Source organism: Paraburkholderia sp. MM5477-R1 (assembly GCF_050436385.1).
In the GTDB taxonomy this organism is placed as follows: Bacteria; Pseudomonadota; Gammaproteobacteria; order Burkholderiales; family Burkholderiaceae; genus Paraburkholderia; species Paraburkholderia tuberum.
Genome location: NZ_JBNDMC010000005.1, coordinates 207,465 through 223,120, shown reverse-complemented (window position 1 = coordinate 223,120; position 15,656 = coordinate 207,465). Strand labels below are relative to the sequence as shown.

At 63.7% G+C, this 15,656-nt stretch carries 13 protein-coding genes; 7 read left to right on the top strand and 6 right to left on the bottom strand.

The genetic code is table 11. The features are described 5' to 3' along the window. The first annotated feature begins 499 nt into the window (after positions 1–499). Positions 500–967: a CBS domain-containing protein gene (locus OKW35_RS13340; RefSeq protein WP_184068525.1), complete on the top strand. Its 468-nt coding sequence runs from the start codon at positions 500–502 to the stop codon at positions 965–967. A gap of 31 nt (positions 968–998) precedes the next feature. Further along, entirely contained in the window at positions 999–3,014 is a 2,016-nt protein-coding gene (locus tag OKW35_RS13335; RefSeq protein ID WP_429552265.1) for an acyl CoA:acetate/3-ketoacid CoA transferase, read from the top strand. 72 nt (positions 3,015–3,086) lie between these two features. On the opposite strand, the gene OKW35_RS13330 is transcribed toward OKW35_RS13335, so the two are convergent. Beyond that, on the bottom strand, positions 3,087–5,477 hold the full coding sequence (locus OKW35_RS13330) for a filamentous hemagglutinin N-terminal domain-containing protein (protein ID WP_429552264.1): 2,391 nt from the start codon (positions 5,475–5,477) through the stop codon (positions 3,087–3,089). A gap of 495 nt (positions 5,478–5,972) precedes the next feature. Between OKW35_RS13330 and OKW35_RS13325 the strand changes: the two genes are divergently transcribed. Beyond that, positions 5,973–7,196 carry a YeeE/YedE family protein gene (locus OKW35_RS13325; protein WP_429552263.1) on the top strand — a complete coding sequence of 408 codons (1,224 nt, stop codon included), beginning with the start codon at positions 5,973–5,975 and terminating at the stop codon, positions 7,194–7,196. Between the two features lie 18 nt (positions 7,197–7,214). On the opposite strand, the gene OKW35_RS13320 is transcribed toward OKW35_RS13325, so the two are convergent. After that, positions 7,215–7,922, bottom strand: coding sequence for a DUF4410 domain-containing protein (locus OKW35_RS13320; protein ID WP_429552262.1), 708 nt, complete (start codon positions 7,920–7,922; stop codon positions 7,215–7,217). Between the two features lie 281 nt (positions 7,923–8,203). On the opposite strand from OKW35_RS13320, the gene OKW35_RS13315 reads away from it, so the two are divergent. After that, complete coding sequence (locus tag OKW35_RS13315; RefSeq protein ID WP_429552261.1) at positions 8,204–9,856, top strand: FAD-dependent oxidoreductase; 1,653 nt, start codon at positions 8,204–8,206, stop codon at positions 9,854–9,856. A 42-nt stretch (positions 9,857–9,898) separates the two neighbouring features. On the opposite strand, the gene OKW35_RS13310 is transcribed toward OKW35_RS13315, so the two are convergent. Together OKW35_RS13310 and OKW35_RS13305 are read right to left on the bottom strand one after the other, a co-directional pair. Then, the gene (locus tag OKW35_RS13310; RefSeq protein WP_429552260.1) at positions 9,899–10,801 is read right to left on the bottom strand and encodes an ATP adenylyltransferase family protein; all 903 of its coding nucleotides are present in this window, start codon (positions 10,799–10,801) and stop codon (positions 9,899–9,901) included. 51 nt (positions 10,802–10,852) lie between these two features. Next, the gene (locus OKW35_RS13305; RefSeq protein WP_018422486.1) at positions 10,853–11,338 is read right to left on the bottom strand and encodes an adenosine-specific kinase; all 486 of its coding nucleotides are present in this window, start codon (positions 11,336–11,338) and stop codon (positions 10,853–10,855) included. 489 nt (positions 11,339–11,827) lie between these two features. Here OKW35_RS13305 and OKW35_RS13300 point away from each other — a divergent pair, with 489 nt between their 5' ends. The 3 genes from OKW35_RS13300 (at position 11,828) to OKW35_RS13290 (ending at position 14,316) form a co-directional block, all read left to right on the top strand. Continuing rightward, positions 11,828–13,060 (top strand): tryptophan leader peptide, encoded by a 1,233-nt coding sequence (locus OKW35_RS13300; protein WP_429552259.1) that lies wholly within the window; start codon positions 11,828–11,830, stop codon positions 13,058–13,060. Positions 13,061–13,128: 68 nt separating this feature from the next. Further along, the gene (locus tag OKW35_RS13295; protein ID WP_429354354.1) at positions 13,129–13,437 is read left to right on the top strand and encodes a hypothetical protein; all 309 of its coding nucleotides are present in this window, start codon (positions 13,129–13,131) and stop codon (positions 13,435–13,437) included. Positions 13,438–13,470: 33 nt separating this feature from the next. Further along, the gene (locus tag OKW35_RS13290; protein WP_429552258.1) at positions 13,471–14,316 is read left to right on the top strand and encodes a GNAT family N-acetyltransferase; all 846 of its coding nucleotides are present in this window, start codon (positions 13,471–13,473) and stop codon (positions 14,314–14,316) included. A gap of 112 nt (positions 14,317–14,428) precedes the next feature. Here the strand turns inward: OKW35_RS13290 and OKW35_RS13285 are convergent, their stop codons facing one another. Both OKW35_RS13285 and OKW35_RS13280 read right to left on the bottom strand, forming a co-directional pair. Then, the gene (locus tag OKW35_RS13285) at positions 14,429–14,566 is read right to left on the bottom strand and encodes a hypothetical protein (RefSeq protein ID WP_184068571.1); all 138 of its coding nucleotides are present in this window, start codon (positions 14,564–14,566) and stop codon (positions 14,429–14,431) included. A 25-nt stretch (positions 14,567–14,591) separates the two neighbouring features. Next, positions 14,592–15,488 carry a LysR substrate-binding domain-containing protein gene (locus tag OKW35_RS13280; protein ID WP_429552779.1) on the bottom strand — a complete coding sequence of 299 codons (897 nt, stop codon included), beginning with the start codon at positions 15,486–15,488 and terminating at the stop codon, positions 14,592–14,594. Between the last annotated feature and the right edge of the window lie 168 nt (positions 15,489–15,656).

Here is a 15,656-nt window from a genome sequence, read left to right as displayed (position 1 = left end):
ATTGCGGCGCGGACGTGTGGCTCTGGCGATGCCGATGCGGCGGCCACGTGACTTCCGCCCTCAAGACGGTAGAGAGCGGTGCAGTGCGTGATTGCGGCTGCCGTGAGCAGCGTCGCGTGTGGCGGTCGCGACCGGGCTCACCTGCGCTGAAGAGCGGCGAGGTTTTCGGCCAGCTGACGACCGAGCGGTACGCTGGCGATGGATTGTGGGTTTGCCGGTGCGACTGCGGTGGTGAGGCGACAGTTAGCGCCGGACGCTTGCGAATGGGCAAGGCGCGCTCGTGCGGCAGGTGCCTCGTCGCTTCGACTCACCGAGTGGCGTAGCGCCGGAACGGAAAATGTTCGTTCGACTCAGGTCAAGCGATCTACACTGCAATTCAACGAATAAGAAAAGATCGCCAGCCTTGGCTGGGCCTGGACGATGGTATTCCGATTTCGCTTTGATTTCGCTTTAATCAAGCGTAGTCCGTACATGCTCCCCTTTCTGTCTGGAGGCGGTCATGAAAAAGGAGAGAAAGACAGCACGGCAAATTCTGTCCGGGAACCCTCGGGAGGTTATCTCAGTGGGCCCCGACGACACGGTGCTGAACGCGTTGCAGTTGATGGCCGACAAGGACGTGACGACGGTGCTGGTGCTGCAGGCCAGCAATCTGGTTGGCGTGCTGTCTCAGCGCGACTACGCCCGCAAGGTCGAGGTGCTTGGCCGCAACGCCGCGAACACCAGGGTTGGCGACATCATGACCACCCAGGTGCTTTATGTGACGCCCGAGCATACCTGCGATCAATGCCTCGCGTCGATGCATACCCGGCGGATCCGGCACCTGCCTGTGATCGAATCCGGGCGCGTCATCGGCGTGCTTTCCGACAGTGACGTGCTGGAGGAACTCCTGCAGGAGGACGAGCATTTCATCAGGATTCTCGAGGACGACATGCTCCATCTGACCATTGATACCGGTGGCGCCTATTAGACAGTCGCGCTCGAATCAGGCGAGGTGAAACGTGAGCACGCAATCAACCGCGGGGGCGCTTTCACCGGCCATCCTTTCCCGTTCGTCCGGCAAAGTGGCGTCGGCGCGCGATGCCGTGCGCCTGATCCGCGACGGCGATACGGTCGCGACGGGTGGCTTCGTCGGCATCGGCTTCGCCGAAGACATCGCCATTGCCATCGAGCAACTCTGTACGGCGCATGACGAGGATACGTTAGTCACCCTCCCAAAGCCCGCCAACCTCACACTGGTCTATGCGGCCGGCCAGGGAGACGGCAAGGAACGCGGACTGAACCACCTGGCGACGCCGGGACTCGTCAAGCGCGTCATCGGCGGACACTGGGGCCTCGTGCCGAAGCTACAGCAGCTTGCGGTGGATAACCAGATCGAGGCGTATAACCTGCCGCAGGGCGTGATCAGCCACCTGTTTCGCGACATTGCGGCCGGAAAGCCAGGCCATCTCTCCCGGGTCGGCCTCGGCACCTTCGTCGATCCGCGCTTCGGTGGTGGCAAACTGAACGAGCGCACCACCGAGAATCTGGTCGAGTTGATGCGGATCGGCGACGAGGAATATCTGTTCTACAAGGCCTTCCCGATCAACGTCGCGATCGTGCGCGGCACCACTGCCGATCCGGAAGGCAATGTGACCATGGAGCGCGAAGCCCTGACACTGGAGGCTCTCGCGATCGCCATGGCCGCGCACAACTGCCGCGGCCTCGTGATCGTCCAGGTGGAGCGCATCGCCGAAAGCGGCTCGCTCAATCCGCGACAGGTCAAGATCCCCGGCGTGCTGGTCGATTGCGTCGTGCTGGCGCCGCCCGAGAACCACCAGCAGACCTTTGCCACACCATACAGTCCGGCGTACGCCGGCGAAATCCGGGTCCCCGCGAGCAGTGTGGCGCCGATGCCGATGAGTGAGCGCAAGGTGGTCGCGCGACGCGCGGCAATGGAACTCCAGCCAAACAGCGTGGTGAATCTCGGGATCGGCATGCCCGAAGGCATCGCCAGCGTCGCCAACGAGGAAAGGATCCTCGACCTGATGACGCTGACCACCGAGCCCGGCGTCATCGGCGGCATTCCGGCGGGAGGCTTGAACTTCGGCGCGGCGACCAATGCGCAGGCGATCATCGATCAGCCCGCCCAGTTCGATTTCTATGACGGCGGCGGGCTCGACGTCGCCTTTCTTGGCCTCGCCCAGGCCGATCGCATGGGAAACCTCAATGTGTCGAGATTCGGGCCGCGCCTGCCCGGCGCCGGAGGCTTCATCAACATTAGCCAGAATGCCAGGAAAGTCGTGTTCGTCGGCACTTTCATGGCGGGCCACAGCCAGATTTCGGTCGTCGACGGCAAGCTGCATATCCACCGTGACGGCACGGCCAGGAAATTCATCGAGGAAGTCGAGCATCGCACGTTCTCTGGCCCGTATGCGGCGGCAATGGGCAAGCCGGTCCTCTACATCACCGAGCGTTGCGTGTTCGAGCTGGGCGCCGAGGGCATGGAACTCATCGAGATTGCACCGGGCGTCGATCTGGAGCGCGATATTCTGGCCAGGATGGACTTCGCACCGATCCTGCGTTCGCCGACGCAGATGGACGAGCGGATTTTCCTGCCTGAACCGATGGGCCTGCGCTCGAATGTTTTGCGACTGCCGCTGGAAGCGCGCTTCATCTACGACGACGACAAGAACATCATGTTTCTCAATTTCGCGCGCCTCGAGGTGAAGCGTCCCGACGACATCGCGGCGATCCGGGCTCAGGTATGCCGCGTCTGCGAACCACTGGACCACAAGGTTTATGCAGTGGTGAACTACGAGGGTTTCGTGTTGGACCCCGCGCTGGAGGACGCGTACGTCGAAATGGTCGAGGATATGGTGCAGCGCTACTATGTCGGCGTAACACGCTTCACTACCAGCGCTTTCATGCGCGCCAAGCTGGGTGGCGCCCTTACGCGGCGCGGGCTGTCACCTTATGTCTATGAGACGGAGGCGGAAGCGCAGGCCTACCTGCGCGAACAGTCGTCAAACCGCTGAATCCGGCTTGCATCGTGATCGCGGCACCGAAGGCCGAGTGCGCCCGCGCCGGGTTCTGTCGGACCCTCGATGTCAGTGCCCTGCCAGCCAGCGCAACTGAGGCCCTGGATATCCCGCGACCCACGTGCCGTTCGCGCTGAAATCCCACGTCGGACCGAAGCTCGCCGGCTCGAGCAACTGGGTGTCCGTGAGTCCGCTCGAACTGGCCACCGCCGTGCCCGAACCGACACCCGCCGCCGCCCCCGACGATTGGCTGTTCCAGAACACGTTCGCCGCGATCCGGCCGCTGTTGGTGCCCGCGATACCGCCCTCCGTCGAGTTCGCGCCCGCCGTGAGCCTGGACGCGGCATACGACTCGCGGATGAAGCCCGTATTGCTGCCGACAAGTCCGCCGACAGTCGCGCCGCCGTTCAGGAATTCGTAGGCATACGATCGGGTGATGGCGCCATGGTTGGTGCCGACCAGTCCGCCGACCGTGCTTTGCGCACCGGCTGTTGCGCGGCCGATCGCGAAAGACTGATCGATGCGACCGTCGTTCAGGCCGACGAGCCCACCGATCTGGCCCACGCCGATGATGTTCACGCCCGCCCACGAGCGCTCGATGCGCCCAAAGTTCTCGCCGACCAGACCGCCGGCCACTGTGCTCGTGTTGCCCGGGGCACCGATGGCGCCCGTTGCGCCGACGTTCACCATGTATCCGTAGTTGATGCCGGCCAGCAAGCCGACCGTTTCTCCCGAGGACGTCGCGGTGCCGTCCGCGAGCGTGAAATTGCGCACGACGCCGCTCTTGCCGATCACGCCGAAGAGTCCGGTATCGGCCGCGCTTGAGAGACGCAGATCCGCGGGGAGATGCCCCATGCCGTCGAACTGACCGGTGAACGGATTCGCGGCGGTGCCGATGCCTCCGAACTCCGGCGCACCCGCGAATTCCAGCCCCCTGCTGCCCAACGCATAGTTGCCGGAGAGGTTGTTATTCACCGCGCTCAGGTCCGTCATGGAGTTGACGAGCTGATAGGCCGTGAACTGCGTGACGAGCCCAGTAAACGGCGCGGGGTGCCACGATACGTTGGTGTACACCGTGCCGGGCGTGTAGCTGCCGTTCATGTCGTACAGGCCGCTGACGATGCCCATGCTTCGCGACCAGTCGACCGTGCCCTGGTTGGTCAGACTGCCGCCGTTGTCGAAACCATAGGTGTCGGCGGACAGCGTGAGCGAGCCTGTGCCCCTATTGGCGATGGTCGCCTGCGGTGCGATCGTCAGCGAGTGCGCCGCGTCGAGCGTCAGGGAGGAGGCTCCGTGCCAGCGCACGCTCGCTTCGATCGCGATGTCTCCCTCGCCGGTCGCCCCGAGCTTGCCGTCCGCGCCGTTCGCGAGCACGGAGATGGACGCGCCGTTGCTCAGACTTGCGCCGAGCGTGTTGGCGGTCGGGACGTCCGCGGTGAAGTCCCCCGTGGTGATGTTCCATGCTTTCGCCCGCACATCCGCGCCGCCGACCTTGACGTCCTTGCCGGACATGTCGAGCGTGCCGCCGCTGCCGTCCGCGTTACGCGCGCTGATTTGCGCCCCGCGCGCATCGACGTTGCCGGAGTTGACGACGACCCCGTTGACGGTGGTGTTCGCGACGAGCCAGACGTGGCCGTCGCGCGTCGCGGTGCCGGTGGCGCGCAGGGCGCCCGAATGACCCGCGAGCGCGAAGATATTGCCGTCGGCCGCCTGCACGTCGATGATCGCCGCCCGTACCGTGCCTGAGTTCGTCACCGTGCCGCCGCTTCCCACGTCCACGAAGACTTGTTGAAAGTTGCCGTCGAAGAGCCGGACCTGACGGCCTGCGACGAGTTCGGCATTGCCGTTCGGCGCATCGATCGTCCCTGCGTTCGTGACCTTGCTGGCCGATATCAGAAACACGTCCCCACCCGACGAACTGATCTTGCCGAGATTGACTACATCCGCCGTGGAACTGCCTGTGTAAGCCGAGCCACCAAACCCGGGCGGGTTGAGAAAGACGTCGTTGGGGACGTCGAGCGTCGACGCGACGAAACGCCCTCCCGTCGACACCACGCCGCCTGGCCCGATGAGCACGCCATGCGGATTGACGAGGTAGATGCTGCCGGTGCCCTTCAGCGCGCCGTAGATCGCCGACACATCGTTACCCGTCACGCGATTGAGTGTCGCGCCCGTGCCGTTGTTGATCGACACCGTGCGGGACGATCCGATCGAAAAACTGTTCCATTCGATGATGCCGCGCGAGCCCGCTTGCGTGATGCTCATGCCGGCATCGTTCTGAGTGATGCTTCCCGAGCCGGCGACGAAATGCCCGCCTTGCGGCAGGGTACCCGCCGCGCACGCGACGTGCGTCGTGGAAAGTCCGGTCAGCGAAATGACGATGGCAAATGAAATTCGCACGCTTGCATGACGGCGTTGCGATGGACGTTGCCGCAGCAGAGATGGCCTTCGAGTGCTCATACATCCCCCTTCCACGCTCGCGCGAAACGGCTGCCAACGACCCGTGGAGCCGACCGGAAACGCGTGAGTCGCCGCGTATGAAGATTAGCAGTTCGCCTCGTCGCCACTTAACTACCGTGGCTGATTTGGTCGATATTTCGGCCCGAAATGTTGTTGCGCGACCGGGACGGGATTACCGTCGCCTTCCATCTTGATAACGATTTCAATTCAAGTTTGAAATACCGTTATTACGGCAGGTTATTAAGTCACTGGTTTCAAGCGCGGTCGACCAACGTCAAGCGCCCGTGCGGCGGGCCTTGCAGCCTGGCGGCACCGCGCGCGCCCGGATTTGCGATCGAGCAGCGCGAACCTTGCTGGGCAACAGCCGCAACGCGACATTTCGGTATACTCGCGAGCTTTCCCAAAAACGACTATTCGCGGCCCTCCTCCCGCGTAGCGACCGCCGTTTCATAGGCGTGCCGCCCTCGCGCGACAAGCGTGCCCGCCCCGCTCACCATGTCCGATCTCTCCACGCCGTTCGGCGCGCCCCGCCGTCTCGTCAACATCAATCCGAAGCCGCTCGCCGTCGCGCTCGCGCTGGTCGTGCTCGGCGCGATCTATCTCGCGCAGACCGTCAGCGTGAAACAGGCCGCGCTGTACGTCCTCGGCGCCCTGCTCGGCGTCACGCTCTATCACGCCGCGTTCGGCTTCACGTCCGCATGGCGCGTGTTCATCGCCGACGGCCGCGGCGCCGGCCTGCGCGCGCAGATGCTGATGCTCGCGATCGGCGTGCTGCTGTTCTTCCCGGCGCTTTCCGCCGGCACGCTATTCGGTCATCCGGTCGTCGGCGAAGTGTCGCCCGTCGGCACGTCGGTCCTGATCGGCGCGTTCATGTTCGGCATCGGCATGCAGCTCGGCGGCGGCTGCGCCTCCGGCACGCTGTATACGGTCGGCGGCGGCAGCACACGGATGGTGGTCACGCTGATCGCGTTCATCATCGGCTCGGTAATCGGCACCGCGCACATGCCGTTCTGGTCCGCGCTGCCGCATCTGCCGCCGATCTCGCTCGTGCAGACGCTCGGCGTCGGCCCGGCGATCGCGCTGAACCTCGTGGTGTTCGCGGCCATCGCCGCGCTGAGCGTGCTGATCGAAAAGCGCCGTCACGGCCGTCTCGTCAGCGACGTGGATCGCGCCCCGAACGCATCGCCGTGGCTGCACGGCCCGTGGCCGCTCCTCGCCGGCGGCGTCGTGCTCGCGATCCTCAACTTCGCGACGCTCGCGCTGTCGGGCCATCCGTGGGGCATCACGTCGGCGTTCGCGCTGTGGGGCGCGAAGGCGTTCTCCGCGATGGGCGTCGACGTCGCGAGCTGGCATGTGTGGAGCACCGGCCCGAACGCGGCCGCCCTTGTCGCACCGATCAGCCACGACGTGAAGTCGGTCATGGACATCGGCATCGTGATCGGCGCGATGGTTGCCGCTTCGCTGGCCGGCCGCTATGCGCCGGTGTGGCGTCTGCCGCTGCGCTCGCTGATCGCGGCAATCATCGGCGGACTGATTCTCGGCTACGGCGCACGCCTCGCGTACGGCTGCAATATCGGCGCGTACTTCAGCGGCATCGTGTCGGGCAGCCTGCACGGCTGGCTGTGGCTCGTCTCGGCGTTTTTCGGCAACGTGGTCGGCACGAAGCTGCGTCCGGTGTTCGGCCTCGCGGTCGAGCGCGTCAAGCGGACGGGCTGCTGAGCGGGCGGCTTCGGCCGCCTACCGGGCGGGGGCGGCGCTGCCGGCCTCCCTTGCACCCGTCTGAAGCCGTCGCGCGAGTTCGTCAGCGATCTGCTCCGCGCTTTTCCTGACCGCCATCTTTTCATCGCGGCCCGACAGAACGACCTTCGCGGCGATCACGTACGGGTTGAGCTTGATCACGGCGCCCGGCATATCGCTGCTCGCCCCCTCTTCAACAGTTTCATAGAGCGGCGGTAACTCCGGCGTAGCCAGGTTATCGCAGGAAACCGCGACCTGAAACTGGCTTTGGCCCGCGCCCATACCCACCATCGCGCGACGCAGCCGATTACCCTCATCGACACTGAGAAAAACGCCGCGCACCTGCCAGCCGCCGTGGGGCAGCGGTTCACCCGGCGTGACGCGGCGCGCGTCTACTCCGGCCTTCTTCAGATCGTCCGTCAGAGATTGCGCCATCAGCGCAACGATGTCTCGCGCACGCGCCTGCGGATCCTGCTGCTGACGCAGCGGGCCCTCAGGCACCAGATTGCCCAGGATGCCTCGCGCGCGGTGGCCTGGCCCGCTGTCAGGGGCGATGTTCGCGGCGTCGAGATCGAAATCGGAGACATAGACGACCGGCGGCGCGACAGGAGCCGCGAGCGCCGCCGACGAATCCGCGGCCAGACATCCTTGCGCGCTGGCACACACGTACGTCGCCAGACATACCATTCGCACCCATCGCAACACCATTGCGCACCTCCACGCTGGTCGCCTGATACTGGTTGCATGGCAGCGACGAAATACGGCATTCATATCGCGGCCGTTCATCCAGCTTAGGTCTTTCAGAAGCGCACCCATGGCTCGATCGTCTGCATCGCGATCTGAAAATCCTATACTGGGTCGGTGCGGTTGCCGACTTCGCGCCTTGTCTGCACATCCGTTTGCGCGAGTCCAATCGTCCGACATGACGCCGCTGAAACGCGGTGGACCGCGCGTTACGTGATCTGCCTGACAGAACGGAAAACCAAGCCATGCTGACGATCGACGACATTCGCGCCGTGCCGCTGTTCTCGACCCTCCCCGACAGCGAACTGGAAATCCTCGTGCACGCGTGCGCCGACCTGCATCTATGCGCGGGCGAGTTCGCGGTCCATGAAGGCGGCGAGCGCGCGTTATACGCCGTGCTGTCGGGCAAGATGGAAGTCATCAAGACGTTCGACGGCATCGAGCGAACCTTGGGCTGGCGTCTGCCCGGCACGATTTTCGGCGAAGTGCCGCTCGCGCTGAGCGCACCGTTTCCGGGCGCGTATCGAGCGGCCGAGCCTTCGCGCGTGATGCGGGTCGACGCGCCGCAATACTATGCGCTCGCGGCGGCGTCGCCCGACGTGGCGTTCAAGATGGGCGCGCTCGCGCGCGAACGCATCGGCGGGCTGCAAAGCCTTTCCGCCGAGCCGCCGAAGGCGCGTGTGACGATCGTCGGCAACCGTTGGGACAATGCGTGCACACTGCTGCGTCAGTTCCTCGCGCGCAATCAGATCAGCGTCGACTGGCTGGCGCCGGATGCGCCCGAATTGGCCGCGCGCTGGCCTGGCACGTGTCCAACGGAAGGCGAGTGCCCCGCGTTGCGCCTCGTCGACGGCACGGTGCTGAGGCGGCCCGCGACCCGCGAGCTTGCGGGACTGCTCGGCCTCCAGACGCAGCCGCGTCTGGCCGGATACGACACGGCGATCATCGGCGGCGGCCCCGCGGGGCTGGCTGCGGCGGTATACGGCGCGTCGGAAGGTCTGCGCACGCTGGTGCTCGAGCGCGAGGCGCCGGGCGGACAGGCGGGCACGTCCTCGCGCATCGAAAATTATCTCGGCTTTCCCAATGGCGTTTCCGGCGACGAACTCGCGAGCCGCGCGCTGCAACAGGCACGGCGGCTCGGCGCGGAGATCCTCGTGACGCGCTCGGTCGAGCGCATCGATGTGCAGGCGCGGCGGATTCATCTCGATGGCGGCGACGCTGTGCACGCTCGAACCATCATTCTCGCGACGGGCGTCACGTGGCGGCGGCTCGCGATCGACGGCTTCGACCGCTTGATCGGCAAGGGGATTTACTACGGCGCGGCGCGCAGCGAAGCGAGCGCGACGCACGGCCTCGATGTCCATCTGATCGGCGGCGGCAATTCGGCCGGCCAGGCGGCGTTGTACTTCGCCAATCATGCGCGCAGCGTGACGCTCGTCGTGCGCGGCGATTCGCTCGAAAAGGGCATGTCGCGCTATCTCGTCGAACAGCTAGCGGGCAAATCGAATGTCGCGGTGCGGCTGCGCTCGGAAGTCGTCGGCGCGCATGGCGATACGCATCTGACGGCCATCACCGTTCGCGATTCGACGAGCGACGCAGTGAGCCGACACGACTGCGGCGGTCTGTTCGTCTTCATCGGAGCGGATGCGCAGACTGAGTGGCTGCCGCCCGAAATCGCGCGCGATGTGCGCGGCTACGTTCTGACCGGCGATGACGTCGTCAAGGCCGGACGCTGGTCGCATCAGCGCGATCCTTTTCTGCTCGAATCGAGCGTGGCTGGCGTGTTCGCGTGTGGAGACGTGAGACTGAGTCCTGTGAAGCGCGTCGCTTCGGCCGTCGGCGAGGGCAGCATGGCGATTGCTTTCGCGCACAGGTATTTGCAGTCGGACGGAGCTTGAGTTCGTCGCGTGAGTCTGCTGCGCGGTCGGGTTGCGCGGCCGCTATGGATTCGCAGGCAGCGCGACACGTTCCAATACCGTCATCGGGCCGAGCCTTTCGATCACATCCAGTTGAGCCGCATCGCGCACGAACAGCGAACCCGCAAAGCCGAGCGCGTTGACCGACACGCCTTCGACTCGCTCTTGCGATCTCGGCACGAGCAACATCCAGCGCCGCGTGACCAGCAGGTTGTAGGGCGTCGCATGACAGCAGGCACGGTCGATTTCGAGCGCGCCGATATCCGCCGCTTCGAGCAGCGTGCGATAGCGGGAAAGCGCCAGCTTCGGCGCATCCGCGCGAGCCAGATCATCGGCGTGAAAGCGTGCGAACGCATGCCGGAACGGCAGATCCGGCATGCCGTTCTCCGCACCGAGCAAGGGCTCGACAGGCACGGACGGATCGGCTTCCCCGAGCGGCAGCGGCACGATTTGCAGGTGCTTGTGCGGCTGGCTCGCGCCCGCCTGCGTGCCGGCGTTGTAAAAGCCGATGCCGTCGAATTCGGCCATGCACGCGAGCAGCGCTTCGAAATCGGCAAGATCGAGCAGCGCTTCCTGCGGTTCGAATTCGCGCGTGACGATCAGCAGATGATGATCGATCACGTTGAATTTGTTCAGCAACGCGAGGTGAGTATCGGAGATGTCGGCGACGAACAGATCCGGCTCATAGGGAAGAAACGGGTTCGCCTGAGGGTGCTTTGCCGTCTGCAGCTTGCGCGCTTGCTCGCGTTGCTGTTCCTTGCGCGTCAGGCTCGACACCCGACGCACGAGAAAGCGGATGCCGCCGCTGTCGATCACGGACTGTTGCGTGTCGATCGGTCGCAGCGCGCCGCAGCTCAGCGCATGTCCGGTCTGTCGCACAATGGCGGGCCACAGCGTGCCCGGCATCAGGCGTCGTTGTCGTTCCATAGGATGTCGGCAGGCGTGGCGGCGCGCGTGAAGCGGGTGAATGCGCAGCCGCTACAGCTTGTAGCCTATCGTGCGCAAAAGATCCTTGCGCCATTGAATGTCCTCCGCGCTTTCCGTGCCGACAGGCGAAAAACCATCGACCACGCCGACGATGCCTCGCCCCTGATCTGTTTCAGCGATCAGCACTTCGACGGGATTCGCCGTTGCGCAGAAGATGCGGCAGACCTCCGGCACGGCCTTGATCGTGTTCAGCACGTTGACGGGGAAAAAGCCGTCGCCCAGAAACACGAAGAAGCTATGGCCCGCGCCGACGTTGGTTGCGTTCTGGCATGCCATCTCGACGAGGCTTTCGTCGGTGCCGGAGCGCCGCACGAGGCGCTTGCCGGAAGCCTCGCAAAACGCGAGACCGAACTTGATGCCGGGCACCGTGCCGACCATCGCTTCGTGAATATCCTCGACAGATTTGATGAAGTGGCTTTGCCCGAGAATGAAGTTGGTCGCTTCGGGCTTGACGACCTTGACGGCGGACAATTGCATGGTGGACCTCGCTCCATTGCGGCAACACGCCGATGAAAACACGTCGAACACGGGCCAACGCGACCGTGGATGGTTCGCGCGCCAGCCGGTCTTCGTCGATCCGGCTTCTAGCCTAGTACTAACCGCGCGTGAGCGAAACCTCGACCGACCACGAGCCGCGGGATTCGAATGCGCCCGGACGCCGTTTCCGAGTCGCGCCAGTCCAGGATCGAGCAGGCCGAGAAAGCCTGACTTATGGCGGCACCGATCGACCAAAAGCCGATTGATCCTCATAGCGTTTTGACCCGCTTTAAACCCCCATCGCACCGCGGCAACCTCTCCGGGTCAACAAGGTCAACCGCCGGTTTACGCCCCCGACCGAGTGTGCAAGTATCTTCACCAAGCCGCATCCCGCACACTCTTGCGAGGTTCACGATGGCCTGGAAACTTTGGAAGACCGAGAAGCGGTACGACGAGACGCGAAGCTGGCCGAGCGGCACGCATGAGTCGTTGAAGCAGCTTCTGGATATGTACCTGGGCAGCGACTCGCCACCGTTTGCGAACTGGGCCGCGCCTGGAATTACTTTTGCGCCCGAAGTCGAAACGCTCGCGCGAAACGGAGTCCGGGGGTATCAGCTTGCCCTCTGGTTGTGGCTTTTCGCCGAGAAGCACGGCACGATCGCGGCAAAAATGGTGCGTGAGTCTTTGTGCCTGCTCGCCGACGCGATGCAACCGTCGTCCGGCGACAAGATCGACTCGCTCCTCGACCTCGAAAACCGCCTCGCGCATTCTGTCGAGGACCTTTCCGCTCAACAGCGCACCTTCCGACTGGAGGGTCTGTCCGTCGAGCTACCCATGGAGTTTTTCCTCGCTACTGCTTTCCTCAGGCTCGCACCGGACTCGCCTTATGCCGGGAATGAAGGCGCCGACATGCAAGGCAACGACTTCAAACTGGCCGACTGTTTTGAGCATGCAACCGAAGAGGGGCTGGCGGTATTCCGGCCCATGATAGACGCGGTCGACTTCGACGCGAAATCGCTGCCCAACTGGAGATGGAGCGCTCATCCCGGCGCCGCCGAGCGACACCTGCAACGCCGCCACAAGAATCCCCTTTTCGCCCTTCATCGCCAGATGGTGACGGCTCACGAGGTCTATGAGGCGCGGCTTGCCGACGCTCGGGCCATCGAGGACATCAGGACCGAGCTCAATGAGACTAGCCGGTCGTTCTCCGAGACGACCGAATTGCCCTTGAACTGGCAGCCCTTCCTCGAAGGATACCGGGACCACGTCGACAGGCTCGACGAACGCCGGCTCGTCGTTGGCGGACAGAGCACGTCGCTCGGCAATGCAATTGCAGCGTTGCGCGCCGACATACTTGCGACCTGGCGCGCTTCGATTCACAAGAACCGGCACAGTCTCGCGACTCTGGAGCAGGAAGAAGCGAAACGGGCTGAGCGACGGACGCTGCTGTATGGATGCGAGTGGACGGCCCAGCTTTTGAGTCACGGGTCGCTGATTCCGGCGGAAGAGGTGGTTCCCGCCCTGCTAAGCGAGCCCCCCTCCGAGCTGGAAAAGGTGGTGACCGGTCTGCGGGGCGAACCGCGACTGCATGAGACGCTTGCGCAGTGTTGCGCAACTGCGCATCGGCTTGTCAACGAGCTTCGCGCGGCTGGCCATCAGCTTCCCGACATCGACGACAAGCTTCGCATTCTGGATGGTGCGCCCGGCCAGTTGCCGGTCTGATCGTCTTCGAGGTGTGCCATGTCTTGTTACCTATTTGGATGCCACGCCCGACCCACAAAAGGCCACTTATGAACTCTTCCTCTCGCGACCCCGCATCTACGCTTTCAGAGTACCTGGAGCTTTCGCTAGACAAAGGAAAGAGCCTGATTTTTGTGCTCTCTCAAGGCGAAAATTGCGAAGTCTACCTTGGTGATCCTGGCGAGCCAGACGCGGACTGGACGAGCTGCGCGGCCATTCCGAACAAGCTGGTCCACGCGCTTCTGGAGACCACGCGCTCAGGATTCAACCAATTGGTCATTGAAGGACAGGCCTACCGCTTCGCTCGGACCTTCGCGCAAGTTGCCGAGCAGGGCGCTGTCGTCTTCACGCCTGCGTAGACGTTGTAGCCAATCACGTTGATGCGTTTGATCATGGATGATCGTGACGATTTCCTTGTGCGCAACATGGCGTTCCGCGAGGTCGATCTGGCGGTCGAATGGGCTGCGGCAGAGGGGTGGAATCCGGGCCTCGACGACGCGAGGTGCTTCTGGAATGCAGACCCCAATGGCTTTTTCGTCGGTACCTGGCGCGGGGAGCCGGTGGCATGTATCTCGGCAGTCGCCTACGATGAGCGCTTCGGTTTCATTGGCCTCTACATCGTCAAGCCGGCGTTTCGCGCCAGGGGTTTCGGTCTGCGCACCTGGCAGCACGCGATGCGCTATCTGGGAGATCGTACGATCGGCCTCGATGGTGTCGTTGCCCAGCAGCAGAACTATAAAAAATCCGGCTTCCAGTTCGCCTATCGCAACATCCGCTTCCAGGGCGTCGTGCAAGCTGCGTCGACGCCAAACCTGACGAACGCGCGGGAGGTACCGTTCGCGCAACTGGTTGCCTACGACAGCGCATGTTTTTCGACCGCCCGTCCCCGCTTCCTGGCGGACTGGATCGCGCAGCCACAGGCGCTGGCCCTGGCGGATGTGCGCAACGCTCAGATAAGGGGGTACGGCGTGCTGCGCCGTTGCGGGACCGGCTACAAGATCGGTCCGCTCTTTGCCGACGACGCACGGATCGCCAACGATCTGTTCGACGGACTGGTCGCGAGCGTCGCAGGCGAAGTCATCGCGTTCGACGTGCCGGAGGTCAACGCGGCCGCCGTAGCGCTCGCTGAACGCTACGGCATGGTTAGCGCGTTCGAAACGGCGCGAATGTACACTCGCGCCCCGCCGGCCATTCCCGTGCAACGCGTGTTCGGGGTGAGTTCGTTCGAACTAGGTTGACTGCAAAGATCGAGCCGCTGGAAAAAACCGGCAGTGATGCGCCAGACCTCCACTACGATCCGAGCGGTCCGCCCCGAAAGGGAACGATCATCGAGCGAGCGTAAGCGACGACTCACGCTTCAAGCTTCACTTCGTCGCGCGAAGGCTTGGTACGAACGCTCAGATAGCCGACGGTCTTGCCGCTTTCAATCACCGGTGTGACGTTCGCGCATACCCAGTAATGGTCGCCATTCTTGCGGCGGTTTTTCACGAGCGCTGTCCTCGCGACATGAACGTCACTTTCGCGAGACCCACTTCTTCCTCTCCGGAACTTCGACGGTGGCGTCGACCGGTGTGAACGGTGCGTGAAAATGATCGACGAGGAAGTCGATGAAGGCGCGTGCCCGCGCGGTCTGATTGCGCTGCCTGGGGTAATAGACGAACAGGTCCGCGGACGGCAGCACGGTATTCGGCAGCACCAGCTTAAGGCGCCCGCTCTGTACATACTTGGCCAGATCCCATTCAGAGCGAATCAGAATCCCATGACCGTCGAGCGCCCACCGAAGGACAATGTCGCCGTCATTGCTCGATAGCGCGCCTTTCACCTTGATCGCCTCGATGTGGTCGTTCACGATGTAGCGCCACACGCCATAAGCGTCATCGTTCTGCCGATGAATGATGCAGCGATGCTGGTGCAGGTCCTCCACCCGCTCGGGCGTTCCAAAACGTTCCAGATATTTCGGGGACGCGCAAAGAAAGCGGCGATTGCTCATGATGCGCCTCGCGCTCAGGCGACTGTCGGGTAGCTCGCCGAACCGTATCGCCATGTCGAAGGCCCCTTCGACGAGATCGACCGGCCGGTCTGTCACCTCGAACTGAACTTCGACATTCGGAAAACGCTTTGCGAAGTCAGAGACGAGCGGCGCGATCGTGGTCCTGCCAAAACCGAGCGTCGCGTTGATGCGCAACGGCCCATGCGGATCGCGTCCGGCACCGGATATGGCCTCCTCCATCTCGCGGACCTGCCCGACGATCTGGGACGCGTAGCGCAGATAGGTCTCGCCCTCGGGCGTCAGGCTGACGCTGCGCGTGGTCCGGTTGACCAGACGCGCGCCGAGCCGCTGCTCGATGATCCCCAGCCGCTTGGTCGCCGCTGGCGGACTCAGATCGAGCGCCCGCGCGGCGCCGGACATGCTCCTGAGTTTCGCCAGGAGAATGAAGAACTCAAAGTCGGATGCGGGGGCAGTACTCACTTTTGGTGAAATATGTAGTGAACGTAAGTGAATTCTAGCAAGCTCTTTCGCGGCTAAGCTAAGCACCACATTGAAGCCGGTGTGGCTCAATAACTGTTCAAATCTCTG

What these genes read in the sequence shown, in the direction of transcription:
- OKW35_RS13340 (WP_184068525.1), top strand. Translation starts at nt 500, where the DNA reads ATGAAAAAGGAGAGAAAGACAGCACGGCAAATTCTGTCCGGGAACCCT.
- OKW35_RS13330 (WP_429552264.1), bottom strand. Translation starts at nt 5,477, where the DNA reads ATGAGCACTCGAAGGCCATCTCTGCTGCGGCAACGTCCATCGCAACGC.
- OKW35_RS13325 (WP_429552263.1), top strand. Translation starts at nt 5,973, where the DNA reads ATGTCCGATCTCTCCACGCCGTTCGGCGCGCCCCGCCGTCTCGTCAAC.
- OKW35_RS13320 (WP_429552262.1), bottom strand. Translation starts at nt 7,922, where the DNA reads ATGGTGTTGCGATGGGTGCGAATGGTATGTCTGGCGACGTACGTGTGT.
- OKW35_RS13315 (WP_429552261.1), top strand. Translation starts at nt 8,204, where the DNA reads ATGCTGACGATCGACGACATTCGCGCCGTGCCGCTGTTCTCGACCCTC.
- OKW35_RS13310 (WP_429552260.1), bottom strand. Translation starts at nt 10,801, where the DNA reads ATGGAACGACAACGACGCCTGATGCCGGGCACGCTGTGGCCCGCCATT.
- OKW35_RS13305 (WP_018422486.1), bottom strand. Translation starts at nt 11,338, where the DNA reads ATGCAATTGTCCGCCGTCAAGGTCGTCAAGCCCGAAGCGACCAACTTC.
- OKW35_RS13295 (WP_429354354.1), top strand. Translation starts at nt 13,129, where the DNA reads ATGAACTCTTCCTCTCGCGACCCCGCATCTACGCTTTCAGAGTACCTG.
- OKW35_RS13290 (WP_429552258.1), top strand. Translation starts at nt 13,471, where the DNA reads ATGGATGATCGTGACGATTTCCTTGTGCGCAACATGGCGTTCCGCGAG.
- OKW35_RS13280 (WP_429552779.1), bottom strand. Translation starts at nt 15,488, where the DNA reads ATGTCCGGCGCCGCGCGGGCGCTCGATCTGAGTCCGCCAGCGGCGACC.